The 19,014-nt window shown below is 52.0% G+C and carries 11 protein-coding genes; 5 read left to right on the top strand and 6 right to left on the bottom strand.

What is annotated here, in order from left to right; all coding sequences use genetic code 11:
• Positions 1-227: 227 nt before the first annotated feature.
• Entirely contained in the window at positions 228-1,253 is a 1,026-nt protein-coding gene (gene mtnA, locus HRH59_RS14230; protein ID WP_173501944.1) for an S-methyl-5-thioribose-1-phosphate isomerase, read from the bottom strand.
• Between the two features lie 86 nt (positions 1,254-1,339).
• On the opposite strand from mtnA, the gene mtnK reads away from it, so the two are divergent.
• Positions 1,340-2,539 (top strand): S-methyl-5-thioribose kinase, encoded by a 1,200-nt coding sequence (gene mtnK / locus HRH59_RS14225; RefSeq protein ID WP_173501943.1) that lies wholly within the window; start codon positions 1,340-1,342, stop codon positions 2,537-2,539.
• Positions 2,540-2,720: 181 nt separating this feature from the next.
• The gene (locus HRH59_RS14220) at positions 2,721-4,289 is read left to right on the top strand and encodes an EAL domain-containing protein (RefSeq protein ID WP_173501942.1); all 1,569 of its coding nucleotides are present in this window, start codon (positions 2,721-2,723) and stop codon (positions 4,287-4,289) included.
• 46 nt (positions 4,290-4,335) lie between these two features.
• On the opposite strand, the gene HRH59_RS14215 is transcribed toward HRH59_RS14220, so the two are convergent.
• Complete coding sequence (locus HRH59_RS14215) at positions 4,336-4,935, bottom strand: redoxin domain-containing protein (protein WP_173501941.1); 600 nt, start codon at positions 4,933-4,935, stop codon at positions 4,336-4,338.
• Positions 4,936-4,981: 46 nt separating this feature from the next.
• Complete coding sequence (locus HRH59_RS14210; protein WP_173501940.1) at positions 4,982-7,048, bottom strand: protein-disulfide reductase DsbD family protein; 2,067 nt, start codon at positions 7,046-7,048, stop codon at positions 4,982-4,984.
• 225 nt (positions 7,049-7,273) lie between these two features.
• Between HRH59_RS14210 and HRH59_RS14205 the strand changes: the two genes are divergently transcribed.
• The 3 genes from HRH59_RS14205 to msrA all read left to right on the top strand — a co-directional run bounded on the left by HRH59_RS14205 (position 7,274) and on the right by msrA (position 12,338).
• Complete coding sequence (locus tag HRH59_RS14205) at positions 7,274-9,469, top strand: TonB-dependent receptor (RefSeq protein ID WP_173501939.1); 2,196 nt, start codon at positions 7,274-7,276, stop codon at positions 9,467-9,469.
• A gap of 250 nt (positions 9,470-9,719) precedes the next feature.
• Positions 9,720-10,805, top strand: coding sequence for a low-specificity L-threonine aldolase (ltaE, locus tag HRH59_RS14200; protein ID WP_173501938.1), 1,086 nt, complete (start codon positions 9,720-9,722; stop codon positions 10,803-10,805).
• Between the two features lie 249 nt (positions 10,806-11,054).
• On the top strand, positions 11,055-12,338 hold the full coding sequence (gene msrA, locus HRH59_RS14195; protein ID WP_173501937.1) for a peptide-methionine (S)-S-oxide reductase MsrA: 1,284 nt from the start codon (positions 11,055-11,057) through the stop codon (positions 12,336-12,338).
• 5 nt (positions 12,339-12,343) lie between these two features.
• On the opposite strand, the gene HRH59_RS14190 is transcribed toward msrA, so the two are convergent.
• The 3 genes from HRH59_RS14190 to HRH59_RS14180 form a co-directional block, all read right to left on the bottom strand.
• The gene (locus HRH59_RS14190; protein WP_173501936.1) at positions 12,344-13,231 is read right to left on the bottom strand and encodes a DMT family transporter; all 888 of its coding nucleotides are present in this window, start codon (positions 13,229-13,231) and stop codon (positions 12,344-12,346) included.
• Positions 13,232-13,411: 180 nt separating this feature from the next.
• Complete coding sequence (gene ppc, locus HRH59_RS14185; protein ID WP_173502004.1) at positions 13,412-16,042, bottom strand: phosphoenolpyruvate carboxylase; 2,631 nt, start codon at positions 16,040-16,042, stop codon at positions 13,412-13,414.
• Positions 16,043-16,213: 171 nt separating this feature from the next.
• Positions 16,214-18,793, bottom strand: coding sequence for a TonB-dependent receptor plug domain-containing protein (locus HRH59_RS14180; protein ID WP_173501935.1), 2,580 nt, complete (start codon positions 18,791-18,793; stop codon positions 16,214-16,216).
• Between the last annotated feature and the right edge of the window lie 221 nt (positions 18,794-19,014).

Below are 19,014 nucleotides of genomic sequence, written 5' to 3'. Positions count from 1 at the left end.
GGGGGGGGCAAATAATTCAATCACTTAGCGAGGACATTCAAGGGGGAAATAAATTTACAGCGGCCAACTGATTGATTGCAAATCAACCAGCCGGTTGGGCCATTTGTGTTGAGCAACTGTTGTAACACTCGCTCTGGCTCGCCACAGCAACTCGCCTTTTGCTGTCGTAACGGCTCAGACACTCTGTGGTGCCCATTTCGAGGTTCCAACCGTTTGCTATCGCGGGATCAGGCAAACTGCTGTAGCACGCCTTTGGCAATATCCGCCTGTGAGTAAACGCCGCTGTCCAGCACCCAACCGGTAACCAGTTCTGCGGGGGTTACATCAAAGGCGGGGTTAAATACCGGTGCCTGCTCTGGTGCCCATATTGCGCTGCCAAAACCGCCGCTAATGCCGCGCACTTCATCGCCATGACGCTGTTCTATCGGAATTGCGCTGCCATCGCTGCAGGCTAAATCTACCGTGGTATGCGGTGCCACTACATAAAACGGCACCTTGTGATACTGCGCCAGCACCGCCAGCGAGTAAGTGCCTACTTTGTTAGCGAAATCGCCGTTAGCGGCGATACGATCCGAGCCGACAAAAATACGGTCGACCTGGCCGCGCGCCATTAACATCGCCGCCATATTGTCGCAAATAAGCTGGTACGGAATACCCAGTTGTTGGCACTCCCACGCCGTTAAACGTCCGCCTTGCAGCAGCGGCCGGGTTTCATCTACCCAGAGGCGGATATTTTTACCCTGCTGATGCGCCAGGTTAATTACCCCCAACGCTGTGCCAACCCCCGCGGTGGCCAAACCGCCGGTATTGCAGTGGGTTAACAGTTGCTCGCCTTGTTGCACCAACGCCGCGCCATGCGCTGCCATACGCTGGCACAAGGCAACATCTTCAGCAAACAGCTGCTCTGCACAAGCAATGGCCGCCGCTTTAAAATCTTGCTGTTGCAGCGCTGCTATCATGCTATCGAGGTTATTCATCAGGTTTACGGCGGTGGGCCTGGCGGCGCGCAGTACTTCTGCATCCAGCAATAACTGTTCGCGGCTGTCGCCGCTACCGGCGCGATAGGCCAATAATAAACAAGCTCCGATTCCAATCGCCGGCGCGCCGCGCAATTGCAACGCTTTAATCATACTTACCATCTGCGCTACCGTTTCGCAGGGCAACCATAGCTGCTGTTGCGGTAACTGCGTCTGATCCAACACATACAGCTTGCCCTGTAGGGTTTTCAGACTGAGTGCTGTTAAGTTTTTCATAGCTTATTCCTGTTTGGCGTTGCAGACGTCTATCAGGTTTGCGATTATGCAGCCCAGCTATTTTCAACACAAGTAAGAGACACTCTATGGCCGGATACCAAACCTTTACCACTGAGGATGCAATGCGTTTTGCTGATGAGCACAGCGGCTTGTTTGGCGATCACAGTAAATTAAGCTGTGAAGAATTTGGTGACGGTAACCTGAACCTGGTATTCCGGGTGGAAAACGACAAAGGCAGCAGTTTGATTGTCAAACAGGCGCTGCCCTATGCCCGCTGCGTCGGCGAAAGCTGGCCGCTGACCACTGACCGCGCACGGATAGAGGCCGAAGTGTTAATTACTCATTGCAAATTGTGTCCGGACCATACCGTAGAGGTATTGCACTATGACGCTGAGCAAGCAGCCATTTTAATGGAAGACTTAAAAGACTACCGTATTTTGCGCAGCGAATTGGTCGCAGCGAAACAGTTTGAGCACCTTGCGCCGCAGCTGGCAGCTTATCTGGCCAATACCTTGTACTACACCAGTGATTTTGCCCTTACCGGCCCGAATAAAAAGCAGCAGCTTGGCCGCCTTTTAAACCCGGAGCTCTGCTTAATCACTGAAGATTTATTCTTTACCGACCCCTACTGCAACCACGAGCGCAATAATATCAACATTGAAATACGCAATGATGCGCAGCAGTTATGGCACGACGAAACGTTACACGCGGAAGTCGCACAGCTAAAAGCAGATTTTTTGTCCAAGCCACAGGCACTGCTGCATGGTGATATGCACAGCGGCAGTATTTTTATCAATGATGACAACTGTAAAGTTATCGATGCCGAGTTTGGTTTTTACGGCCCGATTGGTTTTGACGTCGGTAGCCTGGTAGCTAATTTACTGCTCAACTACCTCGGCCATTTCGGCTTAACCGCCGACACTGCAGCACGTGAGCAGCACCAAAGCTACCTGCTTAGTCAAATTGAAACACTGTGGCAGCAGTTTGCCGAACAATTTAAGCAGTTACTGAGCAATGAATGCCGTGAACCAACCCTGCAAAACAACCTGTACCAACAACGCTTTATGCAGCAAATTTTTACCGACACTCTGGGCTACGCCGGTTGTGAATTAATCCGCCGTACCGTTGGCCTGGCGCATGTGGCTGACTTTGAACACATCACTGACAGCACACAACGTGCACACAGTGAGCGCAAAGCGCTGCAATTAGGCCGCGAACTGATTATGCAACGCCATGAGCTCAGCAGCATTAACCAACTGATAACCTTGTTGCGCTACCTGAAGTAACAACAATATTAAAGCCAACAGCATAAGATGTCGCTTATTGCTAACAATGGTTGCAGTTTTACCAGAGACGACAGCGCAAGTGTAACGCAAAACTGTTGGTTACACTTTTACGCTGTACCCCAACGACAATAGCACGATAAGCTGCGGCGATGAGCATTGCCGCCGGCTGTTTGAGGTTAGTTTGGCACACTGGGTATATCACAGGTATTTTGCCTGCATTGTTGCACTGACTACGGCGTTATGCCTCACCGCTTTGCTGGCCTTTGCTGTCAGCAAAACGGTGCATTTCAGCTTGCAGCAAAGCGCAACACAGTATTTACTGCAAGTAGACGCTATTGCCCGCGAAAGCCAGCAAACGCTGGATCAGCTAAACAGTAGAGCTCCCCATAGCTGCAGCGCCGCCAATTTAGCCGCCATGCGCCGCGTATTAATCAGCGCACGCTATATCCGTGACATTACCTACTATGATGATAGCGGCGCTTTGTGCTCTGCCAGCTCAGGTAAACTTGATTTCGCCTACCCGCATGGTGAACCGAGCTTTTATTCACTGCAAAACAGCAGCATTTGGCTGGATCAACCACTGGGAGACTTCAGCCAGCGTGTAAACGGTACTGTAGTACGGCAAAGAGACTATAGTGTCAGTATTGTCAGTGATATCGACAGCGCCCCGCCGCGCAACGATGTGCGCTGGCAAACAGTGAACACGGCCGGCACTACTGCGGCCCATATTGCCGGTTATACCGGTTTATATATTGCCGGTACCGGCGGCGATACATTGGCCACATTAGCCTGGCCGCATTATTTCTATCAGCAATGCAGTAGCTATTCACGCTTTTGTCTGAGCCAACAATTCAGCTTTTATACCCTGGCGCAACGTTATCCGTTTCAAAGCAGCATCGTGCTGCTGGCCGTTATAGCCCTGAGTGTGTTGGCCTGGTTCGGCTGGCGCCAACTGGCAGTAAGGCGCCACAGCTTGCGCTACCGCGTGCGCAATGGCTTGCGCAAAGGCTATTTTTCAGTGGTATTCCAACCCATTATAGATTTACAGCACAATCGGCTTATCGGTTGTGAAGTATTAGCCCGCTATCGCGACCCGCTGGGTAGCTTAAGTCCGTTGCAGTTTATTCCGCTGCTGAGCCAATTGGGGTTAAGCGGCCGTTTCACCTGCTTTATCGCTAAACAAGCTCTGACCGAGCTTAGCAAATTACACAACTTACCTGAACAGTTTCATTTATCGCTGAATGTGTATCCGCATGATATTGCCAGCGGTCAGATCCTCGAGTTATTGCAGCTACCGGAAGTGCAGCAGCGTCGCATTAAACTGGTGCTGGAAATTACCGAACAACAAGAGCTCAGTTTCAGCAGTGCAACGCAGCATTTAGCCGAGTTGAAAGCAGCCGGTTTGCAGCTATCGATAGACGATTTCGGTACCGGCTACTCCAACCTGACCAGTTTGCGCTCGTTAAATGCCGATTACCTGAAAATTGATAAAAGCTTTATTCAGGATATGGAAGCCGACAGCATTAAATCGACGCTGATCCCGAAAATACGCGATATTGCCAGGTTACTCAATTACAGCATAGTGGCCGAGGGTATTGAGAATATATCGCAGGCCAGTTTGTTGCGCTCTTTGGGCATAGAATTGGGCCAGGGCTGGCATTTTGCTAAAGCCATGCCGTTAGCCGAATTTGATAACTGGCTGCAACACAAGCTGCAACAAGACTACCCTAACCAGCGGAAAAAAGCTTAGGCCCGCCGGCGCGTAATGGCCAAATGCAGGGCTGTTGCTTTACTCATCAGTATTTTACGCTACAGCCATAAGGCTTGGTTATCGCCGGGTTCGGCGTTTCGCCATTCAGTACCGCTTTGGCGGCATTGGCAAAATAGGGTGTGGCTTTAGCAATATCTGCCACCTTAGCCGACGGAATACTGTCGATACCGCCCATATACTGCAATACACCGGCCTTATCTATTACATACATATGCGGTGTGGTTTTGGCATCATAGGCTTTACCTACTGTACCGCTTTCATCAAATACCACCGCTGTAGGCATAGCACTGCGGCTGGCTGTCAGCTCATCGGCTTTGGTACCACTGACATGGCCTTGCTTACCCGGCGCAGAAGAAATCACGCTCAGCCAAACCACATCCTGCGCTTTCATTTCGGCCTGTAGTGCTTGCATATTGCCCTCATAATGCTTTTTAACAAACGGGCAATCATGGTTAGTCCACTCCAGCACCACATTCTTACCGGCAAAATCACTCAGCTGATGGCTAACACCTTTGGAGTCGACCACGCTGAAATCGGGTGCCGGCGCGCCGACTTGCGGTGCCGCCGATAAACCCAATGATAATAACGCTGCCGATGCAGCCAGTACCAATTGACGTAATTTCATCTGTATTACTCCTTTAGTGTGGCCAATGCGGCCATTAAGGTTAACATCACGGTTGCCTGCTCAACTGCTGCAACGTTTGCTGTAGCGTGTCGGGCGTTAAAATTTGCGGTAACACTTGTGGCGGTTGCCCCGGCCAATACAACACATACAAGGGTACGCCATCGCGCTGATACAGCCGCAAATATTCAGTAATAGCCGCATCACGCAGTGTCCAGTCACCTTTCAAATAGGTGACATCGTACAACGCCAGTGCCGCCTTGCTGCTCTCAGTGTTCAGCGCCACCCGCTCGTTTACCAGGCAGGTAATGCACCAGTCGGCTGTCATGTTCACCAATACCGGTTTGCCCTGCTGTCGCAATTGCTGCAACTTTGCCGCAGACCAGGCCTGCGATAGCTGCGCATTGTCATGGCTCGGCCCTAACGCCTGTCGCGGCTGTGGCGACGGCGCCAGGTAAGGTAAAGCCAGCGCCAACAGCAGTAACAGCAGCGCCAGCGCGACACTGACAGTACCGGCTTGTGCCAGTTGCCTGCGTCCCCACAACCAGCACGCCGCAGCAATACATACCACACCAATCAGTAACAGCGCCTGGGCATCCACTCCGGCCTGACGGCCATACACCCACAGCAGCCATACCGCACTTAAATATAACGGATACGCCAGCCATTGCTTCAGCGTGTCCATCCAGGCACCGGGTTTGGGTAGCAAGCCGGCAAAGCCAGGTACAAATGCCAGCAGCAAAAACGGCAGTGCCATACCCAGCCCCAGCGCAGCAAACACCAACAACGCCACCGGGGCACTTTGGCTTACCGCATAACCCAAGGCTGAGCCCATAAAGGGCGCAGTACAAGGGCTGGCGACCACCACGGCCAGCACGCCGGTAAAGAATGAGCCTTTACCACCCTTTGCCGCGGTCAGCCCACCGCCGGTGTTCATCAGACCAAGGCCAAACTGCACTACACCGGACAAACTCAGCCCAAGCGCAAACAGCAAATACACCAACAGCGCCACCAGGTAAGGGTTTTGCAGCTGAAAACCCCAGCCCACCGCTTCACCGGCAGCGCGCAGCAGAATCAACAGCAGCGCCAATGCCACAAAGCTCAGTACTACACCGGCACTGTATACCAAGGCATCACGCCGTTGTTGTGCCTGCTTGCTGCTGTTAGCTGCAATACTCAGCGCTTTGAGCGACAGTACCGGAAATACGCAGGGCATTAAGTTCAGGATCAGGCCTCCGCCGGCGGCCATCAGCAAAACAAGCCACAATGCGGTATCGCTTTGCTGCCCCTGTGTCACCAGGATTTCTGCCGCCGGGCCGGCCTGCTGCAATTGCACAGTGTAAGCCGCTTTGGCCGTTACCAGCACCAGTTCGATTTGTGACGCTACGCCGGAAAAGTAGGTATTTAACGGCTGCTGCAGTAGCAGTTGATTGCCCTGCAGGCTGATTTGCTGCGCGCCGGCATGATCAACCAACTCGGGCGCAGCAACAAAAAAGGCATTAATCTCAAGTGGCTGCGGCAATTCTATCGTGGCAGAAAAAGCGCCGCCGGAGGTGTCAAAACGGCCGCTGGCATACAACGGCTGCGGTAATTGTTGCCGTGCCTGCTGAAACAATGCCGCGTACTCCGAAGCTGCTATAGCTTTATCGCCAACCGGCAGTGTCAGGCTAAACTGCGCTTCTGCCGGTATACATACTTCTTCGCATACCAGCCAGTCAGCCTGCAACTGAATATTAATGCTGCCGGCAGCATAATCCGGCGCAATACTGAGATCTGATAACAGCACAGTGGCGCCTGCAAAGCCGTAATTCATTAGCGGCGGTATCGGAATCGCCTGTGGCGTGGGCCATTGTATCTCGCCTACTGTAACGCCTTCCGGCAATTGCCAGCTTAAACTGGTAGCTAAACCTGAGTCGCCGGGGTTTTGCCAGTAGGTATGCCAGTGCGGGTCCGGCACAAAATGCAGCGCCAACTGCAACTGCTGGCCGGCAGTAACCTGCCGGTAATCACTCACCAGCTCTGCCTGCAAATGTTTTGCAGTTTGCCAGCCGCTGCTTGCGCTATGAGCCGGGATAAGCAAGTTGCAGCACAGCAGTAAAAAAATCACACTACGCATAACACTCTCAACAGTTAACGAATAAATACCCATACGAGACTACACGGCTTTAGCTCATTTTGCTGACAGAATGATGACAAAACTACGCCAGGTTGAGCATTTTGTACGACAAACTGCTATATTAGCCCACGTTTGTCTAAACGATTCGCTGTGGTCACTCCAGCAAACTAATCGTTACATAACACACACAAATCATCGTAAATCATCAATATAAGGTTCACCTTAATGAAGCCATATACTAAGTCAGTGTTGTCCACGGCCATCCAGGCCGGCCTGTTTAGTGCAGCTGTTGGCCTTTCTCCGGCGTTATTAGCGCAGGAAAGTGACAAAGGTCAAAATGCGAAAGAACAGGAACTGGAAACTATCACCGTTACTGCGCAAAAACGCAGCCAAAGCATCCAGGAAGTGCCGATTTCTATCGCTACCTTGTCGGGCGAAAAGTTGGACGCCATTTTTTCATCCGGTGATGACATTACCGCGCTGGCGATCAAGGTGCCGGGCCTTTATGCCGAGTCATCTAACGGCAGAGTAGCTCCACGTTTTTATATTCGTGGTTTAGGCAACACCGATTTTGACTTAGCCGCTTCACAACCGGTGTCCATTATTATGGATGACGTGGTAATGGAAAACGTGATCTTAAAAAGCTTCCCGCTGTTTGACGTACAGCAGGTTGAAGTGATCCGTGGCCCGCAAGGCACCTTGTTTGGCCGTAACACTACTGCCGGTATCGTTAAATTTGACAGTGTAAAGCCTCGCCAGGATTTCGACGCCTATGTTAAAACCACTGCCGGCACCTTGGGCATGTTTAACCTGGAAGGTGCTGTAGGCGGCGGTTTAACTGACGAATTATCCGCGCGTATTTCACTGTTATCACAAAACCGCAGCGACTGGATTGACAATGCCTATCTGGGCGAGAGCGATGCCATGGGTGGTTATCAGGAGCGTGCCGGCCGCGTACAATTTTTGTATGAAACCGCTGATTTTGATGCCTTACTGAATTTACACAGCCGCAATTATGAGGGTACATCTTCGGTATTTCGCGCCAATGTGTTCACAAAAGGCAGCAATAAGCTGAATGAGAACTATGACCGCGATACCGTGTATTACGATGCAGGTGCAAATAATCCGCAGCAATATGATAGCTGGGGCGGCTCACTAAAACTTGATTTCACGCTGGACGGCATGACTCTGACCAGTATCTCTGCCTATGAGACTGCTTCCGGCTTCTCACGCGGTGACATCGACGGTGGCAATTTAACAGGTCCGGGATTTATTCCGTTTCCTTCAGACACCACTGACGAGCTGAACGATCTGGAGCAATATACTCAGGAAATCCGCTTAGCCAGCGACACCAGCGATGCCTTTAGCTGGCAGGCAGGCGGTTTTTACTTTGATTCAACCTTCGGCGTAAACACCGTTGGTGGCGTGATCAACCCGGCTGCGGTATTTAACGGCAATACCAGCTGGGCACTATTTGGTCAGGGTACTTACCAGATTGATGATAAGTGGAATGTTACCGCCGGTATTCGTTATACCGATGATGTCAAAACCTTCAGTACTACTGTGCCGGGCAACGAATCATTAAAAGTATCAGATGATCAAATCAGCTGGGAGCTTAGCACTAACTACCGCTTGACTGACAAAACCAGTCTGTTTGCCCGCATAGCAGATGGCTTCCGTGCCCAGTCAATTCAGGGGCGGAATATCGCTTTTGCAGAGCCTGCGACGGTGGCAGATGCCGAGACTATTATGTCCTACGAGTTCGGTGTAAAAAGCGACTTACTGGATAACACCCTGCGTCTGAATGCCGCCGTGTTCTATTACACCATTGATGACATGCAAATATCAGTAATTGGCGGTGAGCTGAACGGCAATACACTGGATAACGCCGATAAAGGTGTAGGTTACGGCTTCGAAACAGATTTTGATTATCGTGTTTTGCCAAACCTGAGCGTGGGCGGTGGTTTTAGCTACAACAAAACCGAGTTTAAAGACAACAACACTGTAGTAGGTGGCTGTGGTTTTGGTAACTGTACCATCTTGGATCCGGTTAATAACGAAGGCCGGCCGTTTATTGACGGCAACCCTTTTGCCCAGGCACCGGAAACTATTTTGACGTTAAACGCCCGCTATGACTATCCGGTTGCCGGCGGCGAAATTTACGTTTACACCGATTTCGCACTGCAGGGCAAAACCAACCTGTTCTTATATGAATCGGCTGAGTTCCGCACCAACAACCAACACGAAGCGGGTTTACGTGTGGCTTACATTAACTATGACGGTAACTATGAAGTCGGTTTATTCGGCCGTAATATTACTGACGAGGACAATGTAAAAGGCGCGGTCGACTTCAACAACCTGACCGGTTTTGTTAACGAACCACGCACCTTTGGTGTCGACTTTAAAATCAGTTTTTATTAATTGCTGAGCCAGTACGAATCGACTTGCTCTAAGTCAACCGTTGAAGGCATGGATGCCTGAGTCGAGCCCCCATGGAAGGGTTCACGGCGCGTTGACGTGGGCAAGCCGGTTCGTACTACCCCTGACTCAGCCGCTTCTGCTTTTAGTTGCTTATTTCTTTCCGGCGACAAAACCGGTTATTTAACCCATTCTGATTGCGCAACCTGTCATGCCGTCTTAGTCTGTATGCAGCATAATTATGGAGCACAGCATGGCCGATTTTCGCAGCGATACCGTAACCCAACCTTCTGGTGCCATGAAAGAGCGCATGTTAAGCGCCGCTTTGGGCGATGATGTATTTAACGACGACCCAACCACGCTGGAGTTACAGCGCTATGCCGCAGACATGCTGGGCTTTGAAGCAGCGCTATTTGCGCCCAGCGGCACCCAAACCAACCTGATTGCCATGATGAGCCACTGCCAGCGTGGCGATGAAGCCATTGTCGGCCAGCAGTGGCACACCTATAAATGGGAAGGCGGTGGTATGGCGGTATTGGGCTCTATTCAGCCGCAACCACTGGAGTTGCAAAGCGACGGCACCCTGGCGCTGAGCGATATCGCGACAGCAATAAAACCGGACGACCCACACTTTGCCCGCACCAGGTTGGTTGTGATTGAAAACAGCGTAGGCGGTAAAGTGTTGCCGCTGCAATATATGCGCGATGTCGCCGCACTGGCCAAAGACAAAGGCCTGGCCTGCCATATCGACGGCGCCCGGCTAATGAATGCCGCGGTGGCAGTAGCGCCAGAGCACGGCATTACACCGCAGCAGATGGCGCGCGAGCTTTGTGATGGCTATGACTCGGTGTCGCTATGTTTATCCAAGGGCCTGGGCTGCCCGGTCGGCTCATTATTGCTGGGCTCAAATGATTTTATTGCCCGCGCTAAACGCGTGCGCAAAATGCTCGGTGGTGGTATGCGCCAGACCGGCATCTTAGCCGCGGCTGGCTTGTATGCACTGGAAAACAATATTAACCGTTTGGCCGACGATCATGCCAATTGCCGGCGTTTAGCCGACGGTTTAACCACCTTAGCCACACAGCTACCCGCGCTGCAAGGCCAGCTGACAGCGCTGCCGGTGCAAACCAATATTTTGTTTACCGATATTGAGCTGCCATTGGCAGAACAGCTACTGCCCTATCTGGCTGAACGTGGCATCAAACTGACCGGTAGCAATTATCAAAGCGCCAACGGCCATATTAAACGCCTGCGCTGGGTGTGCCATCTGGATATCAGCAGCGCCGATATTGAGCAAACACTGCAAGCGGTGGCGGAGTTTGCCCACAGAACATTATGACCCGTCTTACTCACACCAACACGCCGTAAACCCATCCCTGGGGGCTCGACTATGAACTTCGTCCATGAAGTTCACCCTTGCGGGCCAGCGGAGCTGTTCAAATTCGCTCCTGGCGAATTTGTCACGCATCCCTGCGTTCAACGGTTGGTTTAGAGTAAGTCGGTTCATCTTTTCAAGTATTGAAAGCCATTGCACCTTTTGTCTGTCTATTGCGTATAACTGACCACGTGATAACAGGCAGAGGTAATTATGGCCCTATCCTCCTTATTAAAATTGTGTGCCGGCGCGTTGTTGCTGAGCAGCACTCTTGGTAACACACCGCAGGCAAACACCGACACTATGCCGGCCACCACGCATCTGGATTCAATAGTAGTGGGTGCCGGTTGTTTCTGGGGCGTAGAAAAACGTTTTGAAGCGATGGACGGCGTAACCGATGCGGTGTCCGGCTATGCCGATGGCACCGGCGTAGAACCGACATATCGTGCCATTACGCAGCGACGTAATCAGCACAACCCGAACAACCACGCCGAAGTGGTCAAAATCAGCTTTAACCCAGCGGTGATCAGCCTGACCACCTTGCTGCAACGCTATTTTGAAATGCACGACCCTACGCAATTAAACCGGCAGGGCAATGATATCGGTACCCAGTACCGCTCAATTATTCTGACCAACAGCCAGGCACAATATGATAGCGCTCAACAGGTCATGGCGGCGTATCAGCCGCTGCTGACCAAAGCCGGCTTCGGCGCAATTACCACGCAGATTAAGCCGCTACGCGAATTTTTCCCGGCCGAGCAATATCATCAGGATTATATTGCGAATAACCCCAACGGCTACTGCCCGGATCACAGTACCGGGGTGCGGTTTAACCCGCAAGAGCAAGAGCAAACAGCCGCCGTTGACAACAGCGCGCTGCTGCAGGGTAAACATATATTAGTTATCGACTCTGAAAGCTACTGCCCGTACTGCGAGAAATTTAAAGCAGAGGTAGCCAACAGCTACAGTGGCGATATTCCGCTGCAGTTTCGTTACGCCAGCCAACTGAGTGGCTTAACACTGAAAACTGCCACCTGGGCCACGCCAACCATTATTTTGCTTGAGAACGGTAAAGAAGTGTTTGGCCGCCAGGGCTATTTAAGCGCGGCCGAATTTTACCTGTTGCTGGGCAAGTTTAAACTCGGCGACAGTGAAGCGTTTAATGTGGCGTTTGATGAAGGTACCGACGGCCGCTTTTGTCAGCAATATGAGATTTTTAAAAACACCCCGGACGGCGTTTTTACCGACAAGTTAAGTGGCGTGCCACTGTTTGACACCCGAGACCGCTTTGACTCAGGCACCGGTTGGCTGTCTTTTACCAAGCCGGTAACCGGCGCGGTAATTGAAAAACCGGATAACCGCTACGGCATGCGCCGCACTGAAATTCGCGCGAAAGTGTCCGGCATACACTTAGGCCATGTGTTTAACGACGGCCCTAACGGCAGGCCGCGCTACTGCATTAACGCCACCGTGCTGGATTTTGTGCCACGGGGTTAGGCGCACTAAAGTCGAACCGCCTGCACAGCCACCAACACCGCCTTGGCGGGCTTATGCCGCAGCGCAAGCAGCAAACCGGTAACAATAATCAGTAACACGCCGCCAAGTTGCAGGAGGCTCAAGCTTTCGTTAAACAACCACCAGCCGGCCAGTATTACGGTTACCGGCTCCAAATAGGCTAAGGTGGCATACACCCGTGTAGGCAAATGTTGCAACGCCACTATGGCGCAGTAAATGGCGATAAAACCCGGGAAAATGCCGGCCAGTGCTATCCAGATCAGATCATCTGCGACAGGCGTTGTCATATCGGTTAAAAATGGCAGTACGCAACAAGCACCAATAATCAGCTGGTAAAAGGTGCGTTGTAGCTGCGAATGCGCAGGCAGGGAACGGCGATTCAGCAGTAAAAAACTGCTGTAAGCACATAGCGACAATAAACCCAGCAGCAAGCCGGGCAGCTGCACAGCGTCCAGTACCAGATCAAACTTAAATTGTTGCAACATAGCAAAGCCAAGAAACGACAGCACTATCAGGCTGCTGTCGGGTAAATCCAGCCGTTCCTGTAATAACCAGTGCGCAATAAAGGCCGACAGCGGCGGTGCCAGGTACACCAACATAATGGCGTTTGCCAGGCTGATGTATTCAATCGCAGATAAAAAGCTCAGCATAAAACCGGCTAACAGCATGCCGTTAGCTGCCATCCGCCAATCGGGTTTACCTTTAAGCACAGTAAGCCTGCCGGTCAGGCCGACAAACAGCAGTAAACACAGGCCACCAACTGCCAGCCGGTAAAAGGTTAACTCAGCCGCCGCCAGGCCACTAAAGCGGGCAATAATGCCACTGCTGGCCATCGCCACCGCCGAAACCAGTGCCAGTAACGCATAAGTGAGCATAATACCCTATTGTCCTGTGTCATCGGGATTCGGTTTACTCACACCGACACGCCGTAAATACGTCCCTGTAGGCTCGATTCCGGCATCCATGCCGTCAACGGTCGGCTTAGAGTAAACCCAATCCCTCGCCTTAATTCCGGCTCACATTATGCTGGTTCTGCATTTAATAAACGAGACGGCCTAGCCGGAATTTCGCATCCCCGCGGCGATACCGGCAATCGTCACCATTAACGCCCGGCTAATCATCGGGTTTACCCGCTCGGGCTGGTGGCGCACACGATACAGCAGCTCGGCTTGCAGAATATGCAACGGATCTACATAGGTGTTGCGCAGCATTATCGATTCCCGGATCCAGCTTTCTTTTGCCATTAAGGTATCGCTGTGGATCAGCTTCAGCAGCAGCTCACGATCAGCGGCCAGTTGGCTGCGCAAGCTCTGGCCTAAATGCTTAAGCTCGTCGGGCACCAGCACTTTGTCGTAGTAAGCGGCTATTTCGCTGTCAGCTTTTAAAAACACCATTTCCAGCATCGACATCCGCGTGGCGAAAAACGGCCATTGCTGCTGCATTTCATCCAACAGCTTGGCATTGTCCTGCTCTGCCGCTTTAGCTAACGCCGAACCGGCACCGAGCCAGGCCGGCAGCATTAAGCGGTTTTGCGACCAGGCAAAAATCCACGGAATCGCCCGCAGGCTTTCCACACCGCCGGTGGGGTTGCGCTTGGCCGGCCGGCTGCCCAGCGGCAACTGGCCCAGCTCCTGCTCGGGGGTGGCGGCACGAAAATACGGCACAAAATCTTTGTTGTGCCGCACTACAGCGCGGTAGGCTTCGCAGGAATCTTCGGCCAGTTGGCTCATCAGCTCACGCCAGCTTTGTTTTGGCACCGGCGGTGGCAGTAACAGACCTTCAAGTACCGCACTGGCATACAGCGCCAGGCTGCGTTCGGCCAGTTTTGGCAAGCCAAACTTAAAGCGGATCATCTCGCCCTGCTCGGTTACCCGCAAACCACCGGCCAGAGAGCCGGGCGGTTGCGATAAAATAGCGGCATGCGCCGGGCCGCCGCCACGGCCGATAGTACCGCCGCGGCCATGGAACAAGGTCAGTTGCACTTTGGCTTGCTGACAAATGGCCACAAGGGCTTCCTGAGCACTGTACTGTGCCCAGGCCGCCGCAAATACCCCAGCGTCTTTGGCTGAATCAGAATAGCCAATCATCACTTCCTGTTTGCCGTTAATGTAGCCACGGTACCAGTCGATGCTAAGCAGCTTGCGCATACAATCGGGCGCATGTTGTAAATCGCTTAAGGTTTCAAACAGCGGCGCTACCGGCATAGCAAAGCTGATACCGGCCTCTTTTAACAGCAGTTGCACTGCCAGCACATCAGACGGTTTACCGGCCATTGATATCACGTAGGTGCTTAGCGCCTCACTGCCGTGGCGCGCCACGATATCGCAGGTATCCAACACTTCCTGCACATCGGCTGACGGCTGCCAGCTTTTCGGAAATAGCGGACGCCGGTTCGCCAGCTCGGCCAGCAAAAACGCCTGGCGTGCGCCCTCGTCCCAGGCGCTGTAATCGCCCAGCCCCAGGTGTTGGGTTAACTCAGCGAACACCTGCGCATGGCGGCCGGCGTCCTGGCGAATATCCAGTTTTAACAGCGTAACGCCAAACGCATAAGCCCGGCGCAAGGTGTCGAGCAGTTTACCGTTGGCAATTACCGCCATGCCGCAATCCAGCAACGACTGATAACACAACAACAAAGGATCGAGTAACTGCTGGTTATGCCAAATCAGATCTTGCGGCCGCTGCAGCCGGTCGTGCTTAAGTGCTTCGCTCAGCCAGTCGCGGGTGTGCAACAAGCCACTGCGCAGCTTATTCAGCACCTGACGGTAAGGCTCAGCAGCTTCGCCGGTCGCTTCGCGCAGTGCCGCATTGGCCTGAAACATTGATAACTCACTGCTGAGCAAATCCAGATCGCGGGCAAATAAGTCGGCGGCTTTCCAACGGCTGAGTAACAATACCTGACGGGTAACCTTGGCAGTAACAAAGGGGTTACCATCGCGGTCGCCGCCCATCCATGAGGAAAACTTCACAGGCGCGGCATCCAGCGCCAGGCCTTTACCTGTTGCGGTTATAAGCTTACCGTCCAGTTCGCGCAGAAAGTCCGGTATCGCCTGCCACAATGAGCTTTCAATTACGGCAAAACCGGATTTGGCTTCATCTACCGGCGTAGGTCGTTGTTCACGAATTTCATTAGTATGCCACGCCTGGGCAATCAGCTCGCTTAAGCGCTGGCCAATTTGCTGTTGCTGCTGCGGGCTAAGCTGCTGCTCTAATTCAGTTAAGCAGGCAGCAATCTCGGTGAGTTTATGAATAAGCGTACGACGCGATACTTCGGTCGGGTGCGCTGTCAGCACCAGTTCTATCGATAAGTTGGCCACCGCTTGTTCTACCGCAGCAGCGTCTGACTTTTTCTGCTCCAGCAGGCTAAACAATTCCTGCAGCGGCTCCGGTTTTTCAATACTGGCATGGCCAATGCGGCTAATGGTGTGGTGTTGCTCGGCCAGATTGGCCAAATTCAGAAACTGGGCGAAAGCACGGGCCACCGGCAGTAATTCATCGTCGGTTAAACTGCGCAGTACCTGCTTAAGTTTATCAGCTTGTAATTCCTCACCCTGGCGCGCTGCTTTGGACAACAGCCGGATCTGCTCTACCCGCTCCAGCACGGCGTTACCTAATTGGCTGCGAATGGTGTCACCCAGTTTGGTACCGAGCAAACCGACATTGGCTTTTAATGCTGCGTAATGGTCCATCTTCGTTGCCTCTTTAGCCATTTGTTACCCCACCCTAGCGCGTTATGTAATGGTACTCAACAATGATTGATTACAAAACGGGCAACACAATTGGTAATACCAAATAACCAGAAAGTTAAGCAACAAAAAAACCCGCCATTAAGGCGGGTTTTGCATTACAACAAAAGCGGTTTAGAACTTGTAGCTTACGCCGGCAAAGATCTGACGACCGATAGTGTCAAACACCTCCGGTACTGTGCCGCCGTCGCTGCCGTTTCTTACACGTGATGGCTCTTCGTCTGTCAGGTTTTTCACACCCAGTGACACACTAAAACCGTTAGTGATGAAGTAGTTAGCTGACACATTATGGTAAAGCACGGCGTCGATAGTTGAACCATCGGCTAAGTACTCTGTTTTACCGATATAACGGTTGAAGTAAGTTACACTCCAATCGCCTTGACCGGCCTGAATGCTGAAGTTGTTACGCAGTTCAGCATAGCCGCCAAAGTTACCGTCGATGGTGTTGGTGTAATCCAGGCCATCTTGTTTAAACTCTAATAACCAGGTGGTGTCGTTGTTGATATTCCAGGTTAAACCCAAGCCTTCAAAACGGTAAGCCACGTTTAAGTCGATACCGCTGGTATCCTGGTTACCGACGTTAGTCAGCGGGTTGGTGAAGTTGGTTAAGTCACCGTCCGGCGTAATATTGAAGGTTTCACAGGCAACAACATCGCCGGCGAAACAGTTATCTAAACCCGCCTGTGCATCTAAACGTGTAATAGCGTTAGATACTTTAAAGCGCCAGTAATCGATAGTCATCGACAGGCCTTCAATATCGGCCGGAGATAACACCACACCGGCAGTGAAAGATTCAGACTCTTCCGGTTGAATATCAGCATCTGAGGTGTAATTTACCAGGATTTGCGGGTCTTGCTCGTTGCCCCACGGATCGTCCAGGTAGTCGTACGAGCCGGTGTTACCACCGTATAACTCGCTTACGTTAGGGGCACGGAAACCGGTAGCCGCTACAGCACGCAGCATTATTTCGTCAGTGGCTTCATAGGTTAAGCCTACTTTCCAGGTACTGGCTTTACCGAAGGTAGAGTAATCGTCAAAGCGCAGTGCAAATTCACCGGTTAGCTTATCGCTGAACGGTACACTGACTTCCTGATAGAACGACACTACACTGTAGCTGCCCTTCGTCGGACCTTGCTGAGCGGCAGTGCCTTCACCGGCCACAATCACCGGATCCGGGTTATAGAAGCCGCTGTCGCGACGGTATTCCGCACCGATAGCAAAACCTACGGCACCGGCTTGCAGGTCAAATAAGTCACCGCTTAACACACCGGCAGCGATATGTTGTGCGTTGCCGCCATCCGCTTTTTCCAGATAACCGATGTCGTTAATTATGGCAGTTGTCAGCGGCGCACCGCTAAACCAGGCCGCCTGATTAGCATACACTGAGTTTTCCATTTTAACGGCGTTAATAGAATTGGCTACCAAGGTATCCGCTTCGTTTTTACCGTAAGTGTACGATACGTCCCAGTTCATACCGGTGTGTACGTCCAGGGTACCGGCCAAACCGGCAGATAAACGTAAGGTATCGGTGTCTTGCTCATACACGCGCGGACCAACATCGTTAGTACGGCGGCGGTAGTTAACGCGGCCGGTATCATCTGCAACGATATCTGCAGCCTGCATTGCCGGCGTTAAAGAAATACATTTAGTTAGATCAGCCCCCGGTGCGCCGCATACGTCCAGCATAATGTCGCCCGGTTGTGGTGCCAGTTGCTGATCCGATTTACGCTTGGTGTACAACACGTCGGCAGTGAAAATCAGGTCGTTAGCAAATTCCTGCGTAGCGTTCGCAAATAAACTGTAACGCTTGCTTGGCGTTTGATACCAGCTGTCTTTAGTAAAGTCATAACCGTTACCGGCTTTCCACTCACCATCTACATTTGATTTTACTTCTTGCTCAAAACCGCCGGTGTCGTTAGGTACACGTTGGCCATTATCATCCAATACAAAGCCGATTAAACCACCCTGAGGGACAAACGAGCTGTTACCCGGCGCAGTCCAATCACGATCGGCTTGAATAACACCTTTACGGTCTGAATACGCCGCACCAAAGGTATAGTTACCGCTGTCTGTGCTGAAACCATACAAGGCACTTAATTCACCGGTTTCACCATCACCTTTATCGGTGCTGCTGCCGTTTAAATCGACCTGAAAGCCTTCAAAGTCTTTCTTGGTGATAATATTTACCACCCCGGCAATGGCATCAGAGCCATATACAGCAGAAGCGCCGTCTTTTAAAATTTCTACCCGCGCAATCATCGCAACCGGAATGGCGTTTAAGTCTACTGCACTGTCGGCACCGGAACCGGAGTTCACCATACGACGGCCGTTTAATAACACCAGGGTACGTTGTGAACCCATGCCGCGTAAATCTACCTGAGCTACGCCGTCTGCACCGTTATTGGTGGTTGAACCCACAGCCGCACCGGCCATAGAGGTTTGCGCCTGCAGCAGTTGATCAACAGAGGTAAAACCCTCTACGCGAATGGCCGCCGCATCGATAACGGTAACCGGTGATGCGGTTTCCATATCCTGACGTTGAATACGTGAACCGGTTACCGCAATACGTTCAACTTTCGCAGTTTCTGCTTTTGCCACTTCCTGAGCAAGCACTGCAGAACTGAAACCTGCAGCCGCTACCGGTGCAGCCAACATGGCAAAGCGTATGGCTTTACCTAATAAAGATTTTTGCATGTTGTTCCCCCTGGACGCCCTCAATGAGGCTACCGTTGTTATATGTGGTGGTTTTTCCGGCGCTGACGCTACTGCTATTTTGTCGCCAATACCAGAGCAAATACACCGCGGGCATGCATTAAGGGTTAAGTGGAGGGCGTGCAGAATTTGTCGATAAAAACTGTAGTTATTTGTACCGCGCTTTCAGTAAAAATCCACCTCCATAGGAGGTGGCTTTGCGT

This window comes from Rheinheimera lutimaris, assembly GCF_013283795.1.
Taxonomy (GTDB): domain Bacteria; phylum Pseudomonadota; class Gammaproteobacteria; order Enterobacterales; family Alteromonadaceae; genus Alishewanella; species Alishewanella lutimaris.
This window is presented reverse-complemented; position numbering and strand designations above follow the sequence as displayed.